The 16615-nt window shown below is 68.5% G+C and carries 18 protein-coding genes; 8 read left to right on the top strand and 10 right to left on the bottom strand.

Annotated elements, in window-relative coordinates; translation table 11 throughout:
• Nucleotides 1-12: 12 nt before the first annotated feature.
• Nucleotides 13-1548, bottom strand: a complete 1536-nt coding sequence (locus ACFULV_RS08385) for an FAD-binding protein (RefSeq protein WP_378654573.1) — start codon at nt 1546-1548, stop codon at nt 13-15.
• A gap of 196 nt (nt 1549-1744) precedes the next feature.
• Here ACFULV_RS08385 and ACFULV_RS08380 point away from each other — a divergent pair, with 196 nt between their 5' ends.
• Nucleotides 1745-3376, top strand: coding sequence for a flavin-containing monooxygenase (locus tag ACFULV_RS08380; protein ID WP_378654570.1), 1632 nt, complete (start codon nt 1745-1747; stop codon nt 3374-3376).
• Nucleotides 3377-3421: 45 nt separating this feature from the next.
• Here ACFULV_RS08380 and ACFULV_RS08375 read toward each other — a convergent pair whose 3' ends face one another.
• The gene (locus ACFULV_RS08375; protein WP_378654568.1) at nt 3422-3928 is read right to left on the bottom strand and encodes a flavin reductase family protein; all 507 of its coding nucleotides are present in this window, start codon (nt 3926-3928) and stop codon (nt 3422-3424) included.
• Nucleotides 3929-4057: 129 nt separating this feature from the next.
• Here ACFULV_RS08375 and ACFULV_RS08370 point away from each other — a divergent pair, with 129 nt between their 5' ends.
• Complete coding sequence (locus ACFULV_RS08370) at nt 4058-4756, top strand: PadR family transcriptional regulator (RefSeq protein ID WP_378654565.1); 699 nt, start codon at nt 4058-4060, stop codon at nt 4754-4756.
• 59 nt (nt 4757-4815) lie between these two features.
• Entirely contained in the window at nt 4816-5103 is a 288-nt protein-coding gene (locus ACFULV_RS08365; RefSeq protein WP_378654563.1) for a putative quinol monooxygenase, read from the top strand.
• A gap of 63 nt (nt 5104-5166) precedes the next feature.
• Here the strand turns inward: ACFULV_RS08365 and ACFULV_RS08360 are convergent, their stop codons facing one another.
• Complete coding sequence (locus ACFULV_RS08360) at nt 5167-6141, bottom strand: alpha/beta hydrolase (protein ID WP_378654560.1); 975 nt, start codon at nt 6139-6141, stop codon at nt 5167-5169.
• Nucleotides 6142-6280: 139 nt separating this feature from the next.
• On the opposite strand from ACFULV_RS08360, the gene ACFULV_RS08355 reads away from it, so the two are divergent.
• Complete coding sequence (locus ACFULV_RS08355; RefSeq protein WP_378654557.1) at nt 6281-6628, top strand: hypothetical protein; 348 nt, start codon at nt 6281-6283, stop codon at nt 6626-6628.
• On the top strand, nt 6621-7253 hold the full coding sequence (locus ACFULV_RS08350) for a Dabb family protein (protein WP_378654554.1): 633 nt from the start codon (nt 6621-6623) through the stop codon (nt 7251-7253). Before ACFULV_RS08355 ends, ACFULV_RS08350 begins: the two co-directional genes overlap by 8 nt.
• Nucleotides 7254-7365: 112 nt before the next feature.
• Here the strand turns inward: ACFULV_RS08350 and ACFULV_RS08345 are convergent, their stop codons facing one another.
• The 4 genes from ACFULV_RS08345 to ACFULV_RS08330 all read right to left on the bottom strand — a co-directional run bounded on the left by ACFULV_RS08345 (nt 7366) and on the right by ACFULV_RS08330 (nt 11717).
• Nucleotides 7366-8214 carry an IclR family transcriptional regulator gene (locus tag ACFULV_RS08345; RefSeq protein WP_378654552.1) on the bottom strand — a complete coding sequence of 283 codons (849 nt, stop codon included), beginning with the start codon at nt 8212-8214 and terminating at the stop codon, nt 7366-7368.
• A 179-nt stretch (nt 8215-8393) separates the two neighbouring features.
• Complete coding sequence (gene bphC / locus ACFULV_RS08340; protein ID WP_378627733.1) at nt 8394-9299, bottom strand: biphenyl-2,3-diol 1,2-dioxygenase; 906 nt, start codon at nt 9297-9299, stop codon at nt 8394-8396.
• A gap of 26 nt (nt 9300-9325) precedes the next feature.
• On the bottom strand, nt 9326-10504 hold the full coding sequence (locus tag ACFULV_RS08335) for an acyl-CoA dehydrogenase family protein (RefSeq protein WP_056809617.1): 1179 nt from the start codon (nt 10502-10504) through the stop codon (nt 9326-9328).
• A 37-nt stretch (nt 10505-10541) separates the two neighbouring features.
• The gene (locus ACFULV_RS08330) at nt 10542-11717 is read right to left on the bottom strand and encodes a Rieske 2Fe-2S domain-containing protein (RefSeq protein WP_378627736.1); all 1176 of its coding nucleotides are present in this window, start codon (nt 11715-11717) and stop codon (nt 10542-10544) included.
• A gap of 203 nt (nt 11718-11920) precedes the next feature.
• Here ACFULV_RS08330 and ACFULV_RS08325 point away from each other — a divergent pair, with 203 nt between their 5' ends.
• Both ACFULV_RS08325 and ACFULV_RS08320 read left to right on the top strand, forming a co-directional pair.
• Nucleotides 11921-12526 (top strand): hypothetical protein, encoded by a 606-nt coding sequence (locus ACFULV_RS08325; protein WP_378627738.1) that lies wholly within the window; start codon nt 11921-11923, stop codon nt 12524-12526.
• 137 nt (nt 12527-12663) lie between these two features.
• Nucleotides 12664-13521: a DNA/RNA non-specific endonuclease gene (locus tag ACFULV_RS08320; RefSeq protein WP_378654549.1), complete on the top strand. Its 858-nt coding sequence runs from the start codon at nt 12664-12666 to the stop codon at nt 13519-13521.
• 23 nt (nt 13522-13544) lie between these two features.
• On the opposite strand, the gene ACFULV_RS08315 is transcribed toward ACFULV_RS08320, so the two are convergent.
• Entirely contained in the window at nt 13545-14078 is a 534-nt protein-coding gene (locus ACFULV_RS08315; protein WP_378654546.1) for a VOC family protein, read from the bottom strand.
• Between the two features lie 111 nt (nt 14079-14189).
• Complete coding sequence (locus ACFULV_RS08310; protein WP_378654543.1) at nt 14190-14849, bottom strand: TetR/AcrR family transcriptional regulator; 660 nt, start codon at nt 14847-14849, stop codon at nt 14190-14192.
• Between the two features lie 142 nt (nt 14850-14991).
• Here ACFULV_RS08310 and ACFULV_RS08305 point away from each other — a divergent pair, with 142 nt between their 5' ends.
• The gene (locus ACFULV_RS08305) at nt 14992-15954 is read left to right on the top strand and encodes an oxygenase MpaB family protein (protein WP_378654540.1); all 963 of its coding nucleotides are present in this window, start codon (nt 14992-14994) and stop codon (nt 15952-15954) included.
• On the opposite strand, the gene ACFULV_RS08300 is transcribed toward ACFULV_RS08305, so the two are convergent.
• The gene (locus ACFULV_RS08300; protein ID WP_378654538.1) at nt 15951-16577 is read right to left on the bottom strand and encodes a TetR/AcrR family transcriptional regulator; all 627 of its coding nucleotides are present in this window, start codon (nt 16575-16577) and stop codon (nt 15951-15953) included. The two genes, ACFULV_RS08305 and ACFULV_RS08300, sit on opposite strands and share 4 nt — an antisense overlap.
• Nucleotides 16578-16615 lie beyond the last annotated feature (38 nt).

The raw sequence follows: 16615 nt of genomic DNA, 5'->3' as shown, positions 1-16615 counted from the left end.
ACCGGGGGTGGATCATTCGCCGAGGATGTGGCGGACGGCGAGGTGGCTGAACAGCATGGACGCGCCGATCGGATTACCGCCGCCGGGGTAGACCTCGCCGCTCACGGCAGCCATGGTGTTGCCCGCGGCGTAGAGGCCGGGGATCGGCTCGCCGTCGCGGCCGAGGACCCGTGCCGCGCTGTCGGTGCGCAGCCCGCCCTTGGTGCCCAGATCGGAGATGCCGAACGCCGCCGCGTGGTACGGCCCTTTGTCGATGGTCACCAGCGGCGGTTCGCCGTTGGAGAAGGCCCGATCATAGGCCTCGTCGCCGCGCCCGAAATCGGGGTCGACACCGGTGGCGACGCTCGCGTTGAACCGCTCCACGGTGGCCTCCAGGTTGGCCGCGGGCACGCCGATCTTCGCGGCCAGCTCGGCGAGGGTGTCGGCGGTGTGCCACAGATCGGCCTCGACGTACTTCTCGGTCTCGACCATGGAGACATTGGTGGCCTTGATCGGCGGCACCTCGCCCTCCTTGTCGTCGTAGATCATCCAGAACGGCAGGGTGAGCCCGCGGTCGTTCATCTGGCGGATCACCTCGCGGCCGAGCCGGTCGTAGGGGGCCGATTCGTTGACGAACCGCTTGCCGTCCTGATCGACGAAGATGCCGCCGGTGAACCACAGGGCGAACGCCGAGCGGCCGTCCGGATGGGTCAGTCCGGGCGACCACCACGCCTGATCCATCAGATCGGTGTCGGCGCCCGCCGCGATGCCCGCCTGATGCGCCCTGCCCTGATTTCCCCAGGGCCCCATGGTGTCTCGCGCCTCGCCGGGCACACCGTAGTGCTTGCGCAGCTCGGCGTTCTGCTCGAAACCGCCTGCCGCCAGGATCACGCCGCGTCGCGCGCGGATCGCGACGCGGCCGCCGTCGCGTTCGACGATCGCGCCGGTCACCACACCCTCCTCGACCACCAGTTCCACCAGCGGCGAATCCAGGTGCAGCTGTGCGTGCGGGTAGCTCGAGATCGCGCGCAGCATCCGCCCGATCAGCGCCTGACCGCCGATCAGCAGGTCCTGCGGGGGAGCGCCGAGCCGTTCGGTGTCCAGCGTTCCGCGCAACGATTCGCGCAGCGGGCCCATCTCCGCGGCAGGCAGCGGTGTCGGCATGATGTGGCGCTGGCCGTCGAGCCGGGCCTTGGGCGCCTTCCCGAAGTAGTCCGGCCACGGCAGCACCATGAACGCGAAATGGTCGTCGGCTTCGAGGTATTCGATGAGATCGCGACCTCGCCGCACGTAGGTCTGCTGTAGTTCGTCGGGGGTGCGGTCACCGACCACCGCGCGGTAATAGGTCACTGCGTCGTCGAGGGTGTCGTCGGTGCCCGCGCGCTCCAGCACGGGGTTGCAGGGGAACCACACCCCGCCACCGCCCGAATACGCCGTCGTCCCGCCGAACTTGTCGGTCGCCTCGACCACCGCGACGCTGAGTCCCTCGCGGGCGGCGGTGTACGCGCCGGCCAGGCCACCACCCGACCCCGCGACCAGCACATCCACCTCGTCGTTCCAGTCCACCACTGTTTCCTCCTGGTACCACCTCGAATTGCGCTCGACGGTAGGCCCGGCGCCGGTGGTCGTGGGGCGGCTCTCCCGATCACCGGGAGAGCATCGATGCGCGAATGTGCCGGTCAGCGGGAAGGGGACCTGCTCGAACGCGGTGCGCGTCCTTAGCGTCGCCCGCAGAGAAACCGGTCTCCATCGAAAGGTAGGCACTGTGAACCCCGAGACCCCATCGGCACCAGCGAAAGGCCCGGCCGACGTCGACGTGGTCGTCGTCGGTGCGGGCATCGCCGGCCTCTACGCGCTGCACCGCTTCCGCGGCAGCGGCCTCACCGTGCGGGTGTTCGAAGCCGGCGACGGCGTGGGCGGCGTCTGGTACTGGAACCGCTACCCGGGCGCACGCTGCGATGTCGAGAGCGTCGACTACTCGTACTCCTTCGACGACGCGCTACAGCAGGAGTGGAACTGGAGCGAGAAGTACGCCACCCAGCCCGAGATCCTGTCCTACCTCGAGCACGTCGCCGACCGCTACGACCTGCGCCGCGACATCGAGTTCGGCACGCGCGTCACCGATGTCGTGCTCGACGAGGCGACCCTGCGCTGGCAGGTCGACACCGACACCGGCCGGGCGGTCTCGGCGCGGTTCGTCGTGCTGGCCACCGGCCCGCTGTCCAACGCCAACACCCCGGCCATCGACGGACTCGACACCTTCGCCGGACAGATCCTGCACACCTCGCACTGGCCGCACGAAGGGGTCGATCTCACCGGCCGACGGGTTGGCGTGATCGGCACCGGTTCCTCCGGTATCCAGACGATCCCGTGCGTGGCCGAGCAGGCCGAGCGGTTGCACGTGTTCCAGCGCACCGCCAATTACAGTGTGCCCGCGGGTAATACGCCGCTGACCGAACAGGACCGGGCCGCGCAGAAGGCGAACTATCCCGAGCGCAGGCGGCTGTCGATGGCCAGCGGCGGCGGTTCACCGCACCAGGCGCATCCGGAATCCGCGTGCGCGGTGAGCGAGCGGGAACGGCGCGAGGCCTACGAGAAGCGCTGGGCGCTGGGCGGTGTGCTGTTCAGCAAGACCTTCCCCGACCAGCTCACCACCCTCGCCGCCAACGACACCGCCCGCGAGTTCTGGGAGGAGAAGGTGCGGGCCGTGATCGAGGACCCCCGGGTCGCCGATCTGCTCGTCCCGCACGATCACCCCATCGGCACCAAGCGGATCTGCACCGACACGAACTACTACCAGACCTTCAACCGCGACAATGTCGAGCTGGTCGACCTGAAGGCCACGCCGATCACCCGGATCGACGCCGCGGGCGTGCACACCACCGACGCGCACTACCCGCTCGACACCCTGGTGCTCGCGACCGGATTCGACGCGATGACCGGCTCGGTGTCGCGGATGAACATCGTCGGCCGGGGTGGCGAGACACTCAACCAGGCGTGGCGGGAAGGGCCGAAAACCTATCTGGGATTGGGGATAACGGGCTTTCCGAACCTGTTCAACCTCACCGGTCCCGGCAGTCCGTCGGTGCTGGCCAACATGGTGCTGCACTCGGAACTACACGTCGACTGGGTGGCCGAGGCGATCGGCTTCCTCGACGGCAGGGGAGCGGTGGCCCTGGAGGCACGCCGGGACGCGGTAGCGGAGTGGGTGCTCGAATGCGTGAACCGGGCCGCGGGAACGCTGATGACACAGGCGAATTCGTGGTATCTGGGTGCGAACATCGAAGGCAGGCCACGGGTGTTCATGCCCTTCGTCGGCGGCTTCGGCGTCTACGGCGAGATCATCGCCGAGGTCGCGGCCGCCGGGTACAAGGGTTTCGACATCATCGAGGCGTGAGCGGCGACGACGGGGTGGTCCGCACCGGACCACCCCGTCGTCGTGTCAGGCCGTGAAGCCGCCGAACCCGCCCTTGTAGAACAGCAGCGGCTCGGCGCCCTCGGTGGCCCGCAGGGCACCGATACGGGCGAGCACCACGGTGTGGTCGCCCGCGTCGTGCTCGAGCTCCACCGTCACCTCGATCTGGGCCAGCGCCCCGGCCAGCGCGGGCGCGCCGTTGCCCGCCCTGCCCCACGCGACGCCGGCGAACTTGTCGGCCCCGCTCACCGCGAACTGGCGGCACAGCGCGCTCTGCTCCTGCGCCAGGATGTTGATGCACAACGCGCCCGCCGCACGCAGCAGCGGCCAGCTCGTGGAACTCTTGGCCGGGCAGAACGACACATACGGCGGGTCCAGCGACACCGACACCACCGACTGACAGGTGAAGCCGAGCGGTCGCGTCCCGTCGTGGGCGGCGATCACCGCGACGCCCGTCGCGAAGTGCCCGAGCACTCTGCGCAGGTCCGCGGGGGCCGGGATACCTGCGTCGACGACGACGTTGTCCGCATTCATAGAGGTCCTTCCGAACGGAATTCGATGCCTCCCAGAATCCGGGAAGATCGGGCGGCGCCTCAAGACGGCCTCCCGGTCAGCGGTTGCTGATGGGTGAATTCCGGCAAGACCGGTTGCTAGCATTCAGCCATGGCTACCCCCGACCCCGACTCCGGCGTGCCCAATCTGCCGCCGACCAGCTGGGCGGTGCTCGCCATGCTCTCGTACGAGGAGGAGATCTCCGGCTACGACCTGAAGAAATGGGCGGACTGGAGTCTGCGCTACGTCTACTGGACTCCGTCCTACAGCCAGATCTACGCCGAGCTGAAGAAGCTCGAACAGCACGGCTTCGCGAGTTCGCGGCTCGATCCCGACAACACCATGCGCGCCAGACGGCTGTACCAGATCACCGCGGCGGGCCGGGCCGCGGTGACCACGTGGTGGAACAAGGCGCCGGTCGATCCGTCGGTGCTCAAACACCATGTGCTGCTGCGCGTGATGTTCGGCCATCTCGGGTCCCCGGATCGGCTCAAGCAGATCCTGCACGACCACATCGCCGACGTCGACAAACTCGCCCAACGCGCCGCGATCGATGCCGAAGCCGCGAAATCCGAACCGGGCTGGGCCTATTCGCAGCTCGTGCTGCAATGGGCGCAGCGCCACTACGCGACCGAACGCGACCTCGCGCAGCAGTTGATCGATGACATCGACAACGCGGCCACCGTATTGGCAGGCGCCGAACACGACGACCGCGCCGACTACCCCCATCCGACGCCGGGCCGCTGGCGCGAGATCGAGCAGAGGGTGCGCGCGGAGGAGCTCGAGGAACACGACCCGGCAACAGACTAGGCCGTGTTCTTCCACTGTGGGTGAACGCCGGTACTGTCGCACGGAAAAGGAGAGAAATCATGATCGCAGTCATCGCCGAAGTGACCGTCAAAGCCGGTGCGGGTGCGGAGTTCGAATCCGTCGTCGCCGATCTCGTCGAACAGATCAAGGCCAATGAGCCGGGCAATCTGACCTACCAGCTGGTGCGTTCGAAGACCGACGCCGACCACTACCGGTTCTTCGAACTGTATTCCGACGACGCTGCCGTCGAAGCCCACGGCCGGTCGGAGCACTTCCGCGCGGCGGGCAAGCTGATGGCTCCCTTGCTGGCGGCCGCGCCGAAGATCGAGTACTTCACCGCGGTCTGAACCTGAACCGCCTACTCGGAACGCGGGCCGGAAAGATCTCGGCAGGTGCGCTACCGGTGCCGATCACCGCGGGTCCCGAGGGAGGTCGAGCATCTCGCGCACCATAGCCCAGATCTCGGTGCGCGCGGCGACGGTGGCGGCGAGGGACGGGATGCTGAGGAATCCGTGGAACAGCCCGGCGTAGCGGCGATAGCGGATCGCGACACCGTCGGCTGCCAGGCGCTGGGCGTAGGCGTCCCCGGCCGAACACGGTGGGTCCAGTTCGGCGGTGATCACGACCGCGGGCGGTAGACCGGCCAGCGAGTCCGCCCTGGTCGGCACGAGACGTACGTCGTCGGTGCCGTGCGGTGCGTAGTTCGCCCAGTACCACCGCATGGCGCTGGTCGTGTTGTAGTGGCCCGTGCCGAATCGCCGGTAGGACTCGGTCTCGAAATCGTCGTCGATCACCGGATAGATCAGAATCTGGGCCGCGATCCTCGGCCCGCCCGCGTCCCTGGCCGCGATGGCCACGGTGGCGGCGAGATTGCCGCCCGCGCTGTCACCGGCCACCGCGATCCTCGACGGGTCGCCGCCGTAGTCGCCGGCGTTGGCGGCGGCCCAGCGCAGTGCCGCGAACATGTCGTCATGGGCCGCGGGGCCCGCGTGCTCGGGCGCGAGCCGGTAGTCGACCGAGACCACCACCGCACCGACACCGGCCGCCATCGAGCGGCAGAACTCGTCGTGACTGTCGAGGTCGCAGAACACGAAGCCGCCGCCGTGCGCGAACACGATCACCGGCAGCGGTTCGCCGTCGTGGTGCGGCCGGAACACCCGCAGCGGCAGCGGTCCACCGGGTCCGCTGATCGTGAGGTCGCGCGCCAGCGCCATATCGGGAAGTCGTTGTAGCGGAGCGCGTCTGGCGCGGATCGCGGCACGCGCCTCGGTCGCGGCCATCGTGGCGACATCGGGGAATCCGGCGTCGAGCGTGGCGAGCACGGCCGCGACTTCCGGATCGGGAACCGCACCGGGCCCGGTGGTCGGGAACGTTCGCACAGTCACTGGTCCTCCTGAATTTCGGCGACGGAATCGGACGTCGTCGGCCTCACCGTAGGGTCGGTGCCGCGCGATCCGTACCGCGTTCTCCCACTGGGCGGAAACACCAGGTCGATGCCCTTCGGCGGCTGCCTACGGTCGGTGCATGGAAGCCACGAAGATCTACGTGATCGACACCGTAGTGACCAAGCCTGGGCGGGCCAGGGAATTCGTCGACGCCTATCTGCGTGACTACGCCCCGGGCGCGCGCGAACGCGGCATGACGCTGGAGCGGATCGTGGTGAGTCCGCCGGTGTGGTTTCCGGACGAGTCGAACACGATCATCGCGAGCTGGGTGCTCGACGGCGCACAGGGCTGGTGGGAGATGACCTGGCAGGGGCGTTCGGATGAGTCGGTGCGGCAGTGGTGGGCCTCGGCGCAGGAGCTGATCGTCGAACGGACCCGCTCGACCGGGGCGCTCGCCACCGACATCGACAGGCTCGGCGATGTTTGAAGTGACTCGGCTGGTGCATCTCTCGCCCGGCACCGATGCCGTGGTGCGCGACCGGCTGATGACCGGGGTGCGCGAAATCGCCGCACCGGCCGCGCGCCGCGTGCTGGTCGAGCCCACGTTGCCGGGCGTGCGCAACGGTGGTGATGTCCTGGTGCACTTGCGCTTCGACGAGTCCGCGGACTGGACAGGGACCACCACCGAGGTGGATACCCTGCTGAGCGAGAGTCCGGTCGCCCACGTCGACGGCGCCGAATATCAAAGCGGCACAGCGGGTACCGCCGAGCCGGACGCCACCGGCTCGGTGTACCGGGTACTGCTGCTGCGAGTAGAGCAGGACACCCCGTGCGCGACGGTCGAGCGCTTCGAGGCAGATCTGCTGCGGATGCCCCGCTACCTGCCGGGTATCCGGTCCTGGCAGTTGAGCCGGGTCACCCGTGGCACCGGACTGGCGGCGTGGACGCATGTCTGGGAGCAGGAGTTCGCCGACCTCGACGCTCTCGTAGGCCCCTATTTGATGCACCCGGTCCACTGGGCGCACGTCGACCGCTGGTTCGACCCCGAATGCCCGGACATGATCGTCCGCGACCGGATCTGCCACAGTTTTTGCGTGAACCGCCCGCTCTGACGGAAGTGATTGTCCGCGAACGGTTCTGCCCTCGTTGCCGCGTGCACAACCGAGTCTCGTCCGTCGCGCCGTACGCCGCCCGCGTTCGGGCGGCACACGGCGCGACGTGGGATCACGCCGTACGCGGCCCGCGATGGTCGGCATACGAACGGCTCACGCCCAGTGGACGAGGATGCTGCTGCAACGTCGGATGCACCCGGACCCGGCCGTCGTCGACATGACGCCAGATATTGAGCGCGGTCGTGCGCACCGGCGCGCTGAGCCGGTGATCGAACAGCATCCGATCCACCGGTCCACACACCGACACCGCCGCCACAGCGGTCTCGCCGAGATCGCCGATGGGCGCCGCGATACAGCCGAAGCCGGGCAGCGACTCCTCGCGTTCGACGGCGATCCCGTGCGCGCGCACCTTGTCCAGTTCGGTGTCGAGCTGGGCCTTGGTGGTGATCGAGTAGCGGGTGCGTGCGCCGGCCTGGCCCGCGAGGGCGTCGGCGATGCGGCGCTCGTCGGAGTAGGCCAGGATCGCCTTGCCGACCGCGGTACAGGCAGCGGGCCGCCTACCGCCGACGCGGGTGGGCACCACCGCCGACAGCTCGCCGCCGACCTTGTCGAGGTACACGACGTCGGGACCGTCCAGCACGGCCAGATGCACCACGAACCCGGTGACCCGGTGCAGTTCGTGCAGGAACGGCATCGCCGCGCGGTGCAGCCGGTCCTGGTGCACCGCCAGCGAGCCGAGCTCCATCAGCCGGATGCCGAGCTCGTAGTCGCGCCCCTCGCGACGTAGCCAGCGCAACTGCACCAGCCGATCGAGCATGCGATGCGCCGAGGACCGGGGTAGACCGGTGCGCCGGACGATCTGGGCGAGCGTGAGCCTGCCCGGGCCGTCGAAGGCGTCGAGCAGCAGGGACGCGCGATCGAGGATCGCGCTCGGGGTGGTGGCCTCGGCCTGGATGACCATGAGCTCTCCATTCGGATCTACGAGCTGATGCCCAGTCGCATATTTCGATTAGGCATATACCTATTCATACCATCCGTTGTGGTCGTTGTCACATGAATCGGCAGGCCAATATGAAAAAGACGGCCCCTGGCCCGAGCGAGAAGCTCGGGCCAGGGGCCATCGTGGGACTACCTGCGGAATTACATCGCCGCGAGCGGCTCGCTTCCGGACCAGTCGTGGCCCCAGTAGCTGTCCGCGGTGATCTCCTCGGCGCTGTAGTACGTCTCGTCGACCCGCATGCCTTCGGTGCCGAACTCGATATCCCAGCCGCCGGGCGCGCGGACATAGAACGACACCATCTTGTCGTTGGTGTGCCTGCCCAGCGTCGAGGACACCGAGAAGCCGTCCTTGGTCACCCGATCGAGAGCCTGGCCGACGGCGTCGAGGGAGTCGACCTCCACCATGATGTGCACCAGGCCCGGCGCGCCACCGTGCGGAGCCGGGCACAGCGCCAGGCTGTGATGGCGTTCGTTGACACCGAGGAACCGCACCCGCATCGGGCCGTACTCCGGCGGCGCCGGGATCCGGAACGCGCCGCGCGGCAGGAACCCGAGCACGTCGGTGTAGAAGCCGAACGCACCGTTGGGGTCCATGGTCGGCAGCACGACATGGCCCAGACCCTGTGCGCCGGTGACGAACTTCGCGCCGAACGGGGTGATCACCGGGCTGTGGTCGAGCACCGCGCCGTGGAAGATCTCGAGGGTGGCGCCGGTCGGGTCCTGGAAGGTGATGACCTCCTCGACCCGGCGCGCGTCGGCCTCTTCGACCGACAGCGGTTTCACCGCGATCCCGGCCGCCGTCACGGCTTCCTGCACGCGGACCAGGGCCGCGTGGTCGCGGACTTCCCAGCCGATGGTGACGATGGCGTCGCTGTCGCCCGGCACGATCGTGATCCGCGCCGCGCGCTCGTCCATCCGCAGGTACAGCGCGTCCTCGTCGGGCCCGCTGCCCTGGGCGAAGCCGAGCACCTCGAACGCGAACTTGCGCCACCGGTCCATGTCGGCGGTCTGGATCTTGACGTAGCCGAGGCCTTTGATGTCTGTCATTTCCGTTGTCCTTCGTGGTATTCGGGTCAGATCATCGAGCGCAGGTTGTCCGCGGGCTCGAGACCGAGAGAGCTGACGGCCGAGGCGTGGTACACCGTGCTCGGCACGTGGATGGCGTGGGCGAGGCCGACGTGGGCGTCGCGCCAGTAGCGCTGCAGCGGCTTGTCGATCCGCATGGCGTTGCCGCCGGAGCGGGCGAAGATCTGGTCCACGGCGGTGACCGCGCGCCAGGCCGCGCGGACCTGGGTGCGCCGGACCGCGGCCCGTTCGGCGAAGCCGATCTCCTTGCCCGCGTCGACGGCGTCGAAGATCTTGTCGGCGTTGGCGAGGAGTTCCTGGCGGGCGGCGTTGATGTCGGCGGCGGCCTCGCCGATGGCGAACAGCACGTACGGATCGTCCTTGACCGCGGTGCCCTGGGCGCCGACCCGGTCGCGCTGGTAGTCCAGGTGCGCGGCCAGCGCGCCCTCGGCGATGCCGACCACGGCGGAGCTGATGCCCAGCGGGAACATCGTCGACCACGGCATCTTGTACAGCGTCTCGGTGACCCCGTACTCCTTCTGCGCGGTGCCGTCGATGACGTGGTCGCCGTTCATCACTCGGTAGTCGGGCACGAACGCGTCCTTGACGATGATGTCCTTGGACCCGGTGCCCTTGAGGCCCACCACATTCCACGAGTCCTCGACGATCTGATAATCCTGGCGCGGCAGGATCATGTGCAGCATCGTCGGCGGCATGGCCATCTTGCCCTCGGCGTCACCGAGCATGGCGCCCAGGAAGATCCAGTCACAGTGGTCGGTGCCGGAACTGAACTGCCAGCGGCCGTTGAAGATGTAGCCGCCGTCGACCGGACGGGCGATGCCGGTCGGCGCGTAGGGCGAGGCCATCCAGGTGTCGTGGTCGTCGGCCCACACCTCGTCCTGCACCTTCGGATCGGCGAAGGCCAGCTGCCACGGGTGCACCCCGACGATGCCGGCGATCCAGCCGCTGGCCGGGTCGAGTGCGGCGGTGGCCATCACCGTCTCGGCGAACTCGCGCGGGTGCGCCTCGTAGCCGCTGTACTTCTTGGGCTGCAGCAGGCGGATCGGGCCCGCCGTCTTCAGCAGCTGGGCCGTGGCATCGGGCAGCTGCCCGAGACGCTCCGCCTCCGGTGCCTGCTCGCGCAGCTGGTCCGCGATGGCGGCGATATTGTCGAGAACTCTGGTCATCTCCGGTGATGCTTTCTGTTCGTGGTGGGGTGGGGGATCAGGACATGGTGTCGATGACGGCGCCGCGGGCGATGTTGTCGGCCACCTCGGCCTCCCAGCTCGTCACCGCGCGATCGGTATCGATCTCGAACTCGAACCGCTTGGTCATGTCCTCGGTGACGTCGTCGACGTCGACGTAGAACTGCTTGTACCAACGGCGTAGCTGGTACACCGGGCCGTCCTCCTCCGAGAGCAGCGGATTGTCGATGGGCGCCTTGTTCTTCCAGATCTCGACGTCCTGCTCGAAGCCGTACTCCACGCCCTGCGCGAACTGCGCCGCCATCGCGTTGGCGTCCTCGTCGGACATGCCCTCGGGCTTCTTGACCATCGCGCCGTACTGCAGCACGAACGAGTTCTCGTCGACCGGGTAGTGGCAGTTGACGAGCACCGTCTCGATTGTCATCCCGTTCGATTCGCTCCACAGCCAATCGAGCATGTACGACGGACCGAAATACGAGGCGTCCGAACGCAATGCGGAATCCGGGTCGTCGTAGCTGGTGCCGACAGTGACGTCGTGGCGCGGGGTCGAGCGCATGTACTGGGTGGCGACGTGGCCCTCGAAGACGTTCTTGAAGTAGCGCGGGAACGAGTAGTGCACGTAGAAGAAGTGCGCCATGTCGACGACGTTGTCGACGATCTCGCGACAGTGCGAGCCCTCGATCAGAATCGAATTCCAGGTCAGGTCGGTCCACTCCGGCGTGCCGTACCCCTCGATCTCGGGGATGGTCACGTCATCGGTGGGCTTGCTGCCCTGCGGGTCGTGCCAGACGTAGAGCTGGCCGTTGCGCTCCAGCGTCGGCCAGGTGCGGGTCTTGGCCAGCGGCGGTACCCGGCGCGCGTACGGAATGGCCGTGCACTTGCCGTTACCGCCCCAGCGCCAGTCGTGGAACGGGCAGGCGATCGAGTCGCCCTTGATGGTGCCGCGCGCGAGGTTGCCGCCCATGTGGCGGCAGTAGCCGTCGAGCACATGCAACGCGCCGTCGGATTCGGACTGGAACACCACGAGCATGGTGCCGAAGGCCTTCACCTCGTGCGGGTTGCCGTCGCGGAACGACGAGAGCAGGCCGAGGCAGTGCCAGCCGCGGGCGAACCGAGTCGGCGCCGCGGCGGCCTCGATCTGCCGGTAGTCGGCGGTGGTGTCCTGCGATCGGCCGTTCGGCGAGTTCTCCGGCATCGAAACCTCCATGTTCGGACGGAGTGGGGATGAGCTGCGCCGATGGTCGCGCCGCGCGGGGGTCGGCGGGTCGTGGTGTTCCCGGTCAGCGGACATGTTTTCGTCCCGGGCGGCCGCTGTCCCGATGACCGGGAGAGGAACCGATCACAGCGTGCGGACCGCCCTACCGTGACGGCATCGGTTTCGACGAGCAGGAGTGAATCATGGGTAACGTAGCGGTGGTACTGGACACCGATGCCATCCGGCTGTTCGCGCGAGCGGCGCGTTCGGACAACCCGGCCTACCGGCTCGCCGATCGGCCCGTGGTGCCGCCGACCTTCCTGCCCGCCGACGGATCCATCGCAGGGGAGCGGGTCGAGACCGATCACCGGTTCTTCGGTCCGCCGCCGCGCGCGGGTGACCAGCTGACCGCGATCCGCGCGGGTGCCCCCGGCCAACCCGCCGTCGGCGCCGCCGAGTCGCTCACCCGATACTTCGACCGCACGGGTGGTCTGGTCGCCGAGTCGTGGGCGGCGGCAGAATCCTTCGCGGGCGAGCAGGTGTCACCGCAGGCGGCGGCGCTGCTGGCGACCTACGCCACCGACTGGCTCGGGGCCGAGGCGATCCGCCGCTTCCGCACCAGGTCGGTGCGACCACTGCCGCCCGGCGATGTCATGTCGTGTTCGGGGCGGGTGACCCAGAGCTACGTGCAGGACGGCGAATCCCGGGTCGATGTGAGCCTGTGCGGCGCCGACGCCGCGGGCACTGTGGTAGTACGTGCGTGGGCCACCTTCGCCGTGACCGGCGACGGGACACCGGACCCGCGATAGGGGAGCGGACCTCACCTCGGCCCGCGGGCGCGGACAACGGGTAGTCGACTACTCGTGAGGATGTCCGCGGTGGCGACGACGATCGTGTGTACGCAACTGCCGACACACCTTGTCTACCCTTCGGGAAGGGGCCTGCGATGACCGTCCACGTGGATTCTCCGTCGACAACCGGTATCGAGAGCGACGTGCCGCGGACCGGGTACGACCCGGACTTTCTCGGGTCGAGGGTCGAGGTTCCGGAACTGGATGCGGCCGTGCGCGGCGACGCGGTTCGGCTCGACGGCTCCGATGTCATCAGCTACACCCACTTCTCGTTGGCGCTGAGCCGGCCACGGCGGTTCGCGTTCTGGGTGGCCTGGAACATCGACGGCGCCGCGATGCGCAAACTCTCCCGCACCGGCATCGACTTCGTCAAAGACCCACGCCTGCCCGCCGAAGCGCAGGTGGGAAACGAACTCTACCGGCGGAATCGGCTCGATCGCGGGCACCTGGCACGGCGCGCGGATCTGCTGTGGGGCAGTGAAGCCGAAGCCGAGCAGGCCAATGTCGACTCGTTCTTCTACACCAACATCACCCCGCAGATGGACGACTTCAACCAGAGCAGCCGCGCCGGGGTGTGGGGTCAGCTCGAAGACGCGGTCTTCGCCGACGTCGAGGTCGACAACCTGAAGGTGAGCGTGCTCGGCGGGCCCGCCTTCCGCGCGGACGACCAGGTGCATCGTGGCGTGGCCCTGCCTCGGGAGTACTGGAAGGTGATCTGCTTCGTCGAGGGAAATCGACTGCGGTGCAAGGCGTTTCTGCTGACCCAGAACCTCGACGAACTCGAAGCGCTCGCCCTCGACGAGTTCCGTGTGTTCCAGGTCGCCGTGGCCGAGATCGAACAGCGAGTGCACTGCCGGTTCCCGGCCGCGCTCCACATCGCCGACACTTTCGTGACCCAGGAGTCGGTGGCCCAGCGCAGCCCGCTCGAGTCGACGGCCGACATCAGCTGGTAACCGCTAGCCGACACCGGCGCGGGTCACGACGTCGCCGCCCGACGTGCCGCCACGCGCGCCCATACCTGAGGATCGGTGCGTGGGCCGCCCTCGGTGGTCGCGCCGTACCGCCGGATCTGGGCGTCGATGTCGAGTGGCGCGGTCAGTGAGGTGCCGGGAGCGAGCGCGTCCTCCACCTGCTCATCGGGCACCAGCCAGCACACCTCGAACTCGATGCCGTCGGGGTCGCGGGCGTAGAGCGCCTTGGTCGACCCGTGATCGCCGGCACCGGTCAGTGCGCGCGCCGCCGTCAAGCGGTCTCGGACCGCGACGAGCTCGGACAACGTGTTCACTTCCCAGGCGACGTGATAGAGCCCGACCGAGCCGGCCGGGCCCGGCGCGGATGTCCTGGCCTGGAAGAGCCCGAGGTCGTGATCGTTGGCCGAGCCGGGGTAGCGCAGAAACGCGCCGCCGGGGAATCCTTCGGCGAGCCGCTCGAAACCGAGCACGTCCTCGTAGAACGCGATGCTGCGCGGCAGATCCGCGACGAACAGAACGATGTGGTTGATTCCCCGCATCTGGCGGCCTCCTCGATCGGCAGTTCTCGATCTCCGAGCGTCCCACGCCGACCTCCGGCGAGACCACCGGACGACCGGGGAGTGGGAGACTTCGTGCCCGGGCGGCTCGCGCTATTGCGCCGACTTCGTCGTGGTGACGTGCTGCGTGCTGTCGGAGCTGAGCAGCAGCTGGGCGATGAGGTCGGTGAGATGCTCCCGGGTGGTGTCGAATTCGCCGCGCATCCAGGCCGCGACCAACTCCAGTGCGCCGCTGACCACGCTGTAGGCGGTCATATCGGCGTCGAGCGGATCGGCGGGTTCGGCGAGGATCTCGCGACCCACCGCCGACATCGCGCGGGCGATCGCGTGCTGGGTGCTCAGTCGCGCTGCCTGCAGTGCCTCGGTGCTCTGCGCGTTCAGCAGCAAGGCCGATCGGCGGGGGTCGGCGAGCAGGAAGCCCAGCGCGGCATCCGCCGCCGCGCGCACCTGGCTGTGGACGTCGGGGTCGGCGTCGTGGGTGGCGGTGACCACCGCGGCGATGCCGAGGCCGGTGTGCTCCTCGACCAGGGCGGTGAGCAGGGCGTCGCGGTCGGCGAACTGCTCGTAGAAGTAGCGATCGTTGAGGCGGGCTCTCACACAGACGGCCCGTTTGGTGACCGCCGGAGCTCCGCCCTCGGCGAGCAGGTCGAGCGCGGCGTCGAACAGCGCGCCGCGACGGCGGGATCGGCGTTCGTCCGCGGCTACACCGCCGTAGACGCGTGATGTCGCCGCGTCGTCGGTGTCGTTGCGCATGGCCGCCTTTCCTCTTCCCCGGGCGCCAGAATAGTCCACCCGGAACTCTTGACCCTCCCGCAATTGTGGTGCACTCTGACACCAGACTAGTTTGTGGTGTCGTCCAGCACCAGAACTGTCGGCGGAACAAAGGAGTTCACCGATGACCTGTCCTGTGCCACATCAGGAAACCCGCTCGGCCGACGTCGCCCCGGCGTCCTCGCGCGAATCCCGCAGCGCCGTCGCACGATTCGAACGTGTCGGCGGATCGGTTCTGTTCGGCTTGTTCGGGGTCGGCCTGTTCGACCAGCCGATGCTGCCGCCCGTGTCGGCCGCGCTCGAGGCCACCGGGCGGTCGCGATACCAGCCGTGGGGGCGCGCAGTGCGCACCGCGGCGGCCGACCAGCTGATCTATCACGGCGAAGACGCCGACCGGGACGCCGAGTCGCAGCGGCTGATGCTCCTGCATCGCGACGTCAAAGGCGTGGGCCCGGACGGTGAACGCTATTCGGCGCTCAACCCGCACGCCTGGAACTGGATCCTCTACTCGACCTTCTTCGTCCAGCGCGGCGCCTACCTCGCATTGACCGGTGACACCCCGTCACCGGCCGCCGACCAGGCCATCTGGGACCACTACCGCACCAAGACGCGCGGTCTGCACCTGCCGGGCAACTCGCAGCCGATCGCGAACTACGCCGACCTGGCCGTCCACTACGACCATATGATCACCGAACTGCGCGCGACCCCGGCACTGGAAGCGGCCACCACGACGGTTCGCCGTGCACCGCGCCCTGACTTCCTGCCCGCCGTCACCGCCCCGCTGTGGTGGGTGGGCGCGCCCGCGTTCGGCTATATCGCGATGGTTCTGGGCTGCGGCATCATGCACCCCGAGGTGCGAGCCAAGATGCCGATCACCTGGACCGCTCGCCACGACCGGCACTTCCGAGTCCTCACGACCGCCCTGCGCGTCGCCTACACCCGGCTCCCGGCCGCGGTCACCGACTCCCCGATGGCCCGTAATCGGCGCAAGTACGAACAACTGGTCGAGCGATACCGTGAGGTCGGCCTCACCTCGTTCGCACCGGAGACCGGCAAGGCCCGATCGCGGCGGCGCGTGCGAGCCTAGCCACGGTCGAGTGGAGCTCGGTCCGGCGCGGAGCCAGGCAGGTGCGGATCCATCCAGCGCAGCATCCGGTCGACCGAATCCGCGCAGTCGCCCTGCGCGCCGGACTCGGCCCATTCGATCAGCGCGGCGAAGGTGGCGGACTGGTACGCGGTGGCGATGGCCCGGCAGATGGGAGCGGGGGAGCCGGGCAGTCGACCGGCGAGGTAGCCCGACAACGTATCGATCCACGGGCGGTAGACCCGGGGAGCGGTCGCGGCCAGCTCGGGTTCGGAGGAGATCAGCCGCAGCCAGTCCGGCGCCAGCTCCTGGATCTGCGGATCGCGCGATACCGACTCGACGATCGCGGACCGCACGACCACCGCGGGCGGCTCCTCGGGTGCGGCGCCGGCGAGCGCGTCTCGGAGCCGCTCCGTCGCGGGCGCGACGCCGATCCAGGCGATCTCGGATCGGGACGAGAAGTGTCGCAGCAGGGTTCGCGTGCTGATTCCGGTGGCCTCGGCGAGATCGCTCCAGCTGGTGGTGGCGAAACCGCGGTCGGTCCACAAGCGCAGCGCGCCGGCCGACACAGCCCTGGTGTCCAGCACGGAGGGGCGGCCGGGACGGCGGGGAGCTGGCTGGGTCACCGCGAAAGCCAAACAGTTTTGGCGAAGTATGTCAATAT

This window comes from Nocardia sp. NPDC057272 (assembly GCF_042668615.1).
Taxonomy (GTDB): domain Bacteria; phylum Actinomycetota; class Actinomycetes; order Mycobacteriales; family Mycobacteriaceae; genus Nocardia.
The sequence above is the reverse complement of the archived record's forward strand: the minus strand, read 5'-3'. Positions and strand labels throughout refer to the sequence as shown.

Excerpts from the sequence above, each read along its gene's own strand:
- ACFULV_RS08375 (WP_378654568.1), bottom strand. The coding sequence starts at position 3,928 with ATGAATGCGGACAACGTCGTCGTCGACGCAGGTATCCCGGCCCCCGCG.
- ACFULV_RS08370 (WP_378654565.1), top strand. The coding sequence starts at position 4,058 with ATGGCTACCCCCGACCCCGACTCCGGCGTGCCCAATCTGCCGCCGACC.
- ACFULV_RS08365 (WP_378654563.1), top strand. The coding sequence starts at position 4,816 with ATGATCGCAGTCATCGCCGAAGTGACCGTCAAAGCCGGTGCGGGTGCG.
- ACFULV_RS08355 (WP_378654557.1), top strand. The coding sequence starts at position 6,281 with ATGGAAGCCACGAAGATCTACGTGATCGACACCGTAGTGACCAAGCCT.
- ACFULV_RS08350 (WP_378654554.1), top strand. The coding sequence starts at position 6,621 with ATGTTTGAAGTGACTCGGCTGGTGCATCTCTCGCCCGGCACCGATGCC.
- ACFULV_RS08345 (WP_378654552.1), bottom strand. The coding sequence starts at position 8,214 with ATGGTCATCCAGGCCGAGGCCACCACCCCGAGCGCGATCCTCGATCGC.
- bphC (WP_378627733.1), bottom strand. The coding sequence starts at position 9,299 with ATGACAGACATCAAAGGCCTCGGCTACGTCAAGATCCAGACCGCCGAC.
- ACFULV_RS08335 (WP_056809617.1), bottom strand. The coding sequence starts at position 10,504 with ATGACCAGAGTTCTCGACAATATCGCCGCCATCGCGGACCAGCTGCGC.
- ACFULV_RS08330 (WP_378627736.1), bottom strand. The coding sequence starts at position 11,717 with ATGCCGGAGAACTCGCCGAACGGCCGATCGCAGGACACCACCGCCGAC.
- ACFULV_RS08325 (WP_378627738.1), top strand. The coding sequence starts at position 11,921 with ATGGGTAACGTAGCGGTGGTACTGGACACCGATGCCATCCGGCTGTTC.
- ACFULV_RS08320 (WP_378654549.1), top strand. The coding sequence starts at position 12,664 with ATGACCGTCCACGTGGATTCTCCGTCGACAACCGGTATCGAGAGCGAC.
- ACFULV_RS08315 (WP_378654546.1), bottom strand. The coding sequence starts at position 14,078 with ATGCGGGGAATCAACCACATCGTTCTGTTCGTCGCGGATCTGCCGCGC.
- ACFULV_RS08310 (WP_378654543.1), bottom strand. The coding sequence starts at position 14,849 with ATGCGCAACGACACCGACGACGCGGCGACATCACGCGTCTACGGCGGT.
- ACFULV_RS08305 (WP_378654540.1), top strand. The coding sequence starts at position 14,992 with ATGACCTGTCCTGTGCCACATCAGGAAACCCGCTCGGCCGACGTCGCC.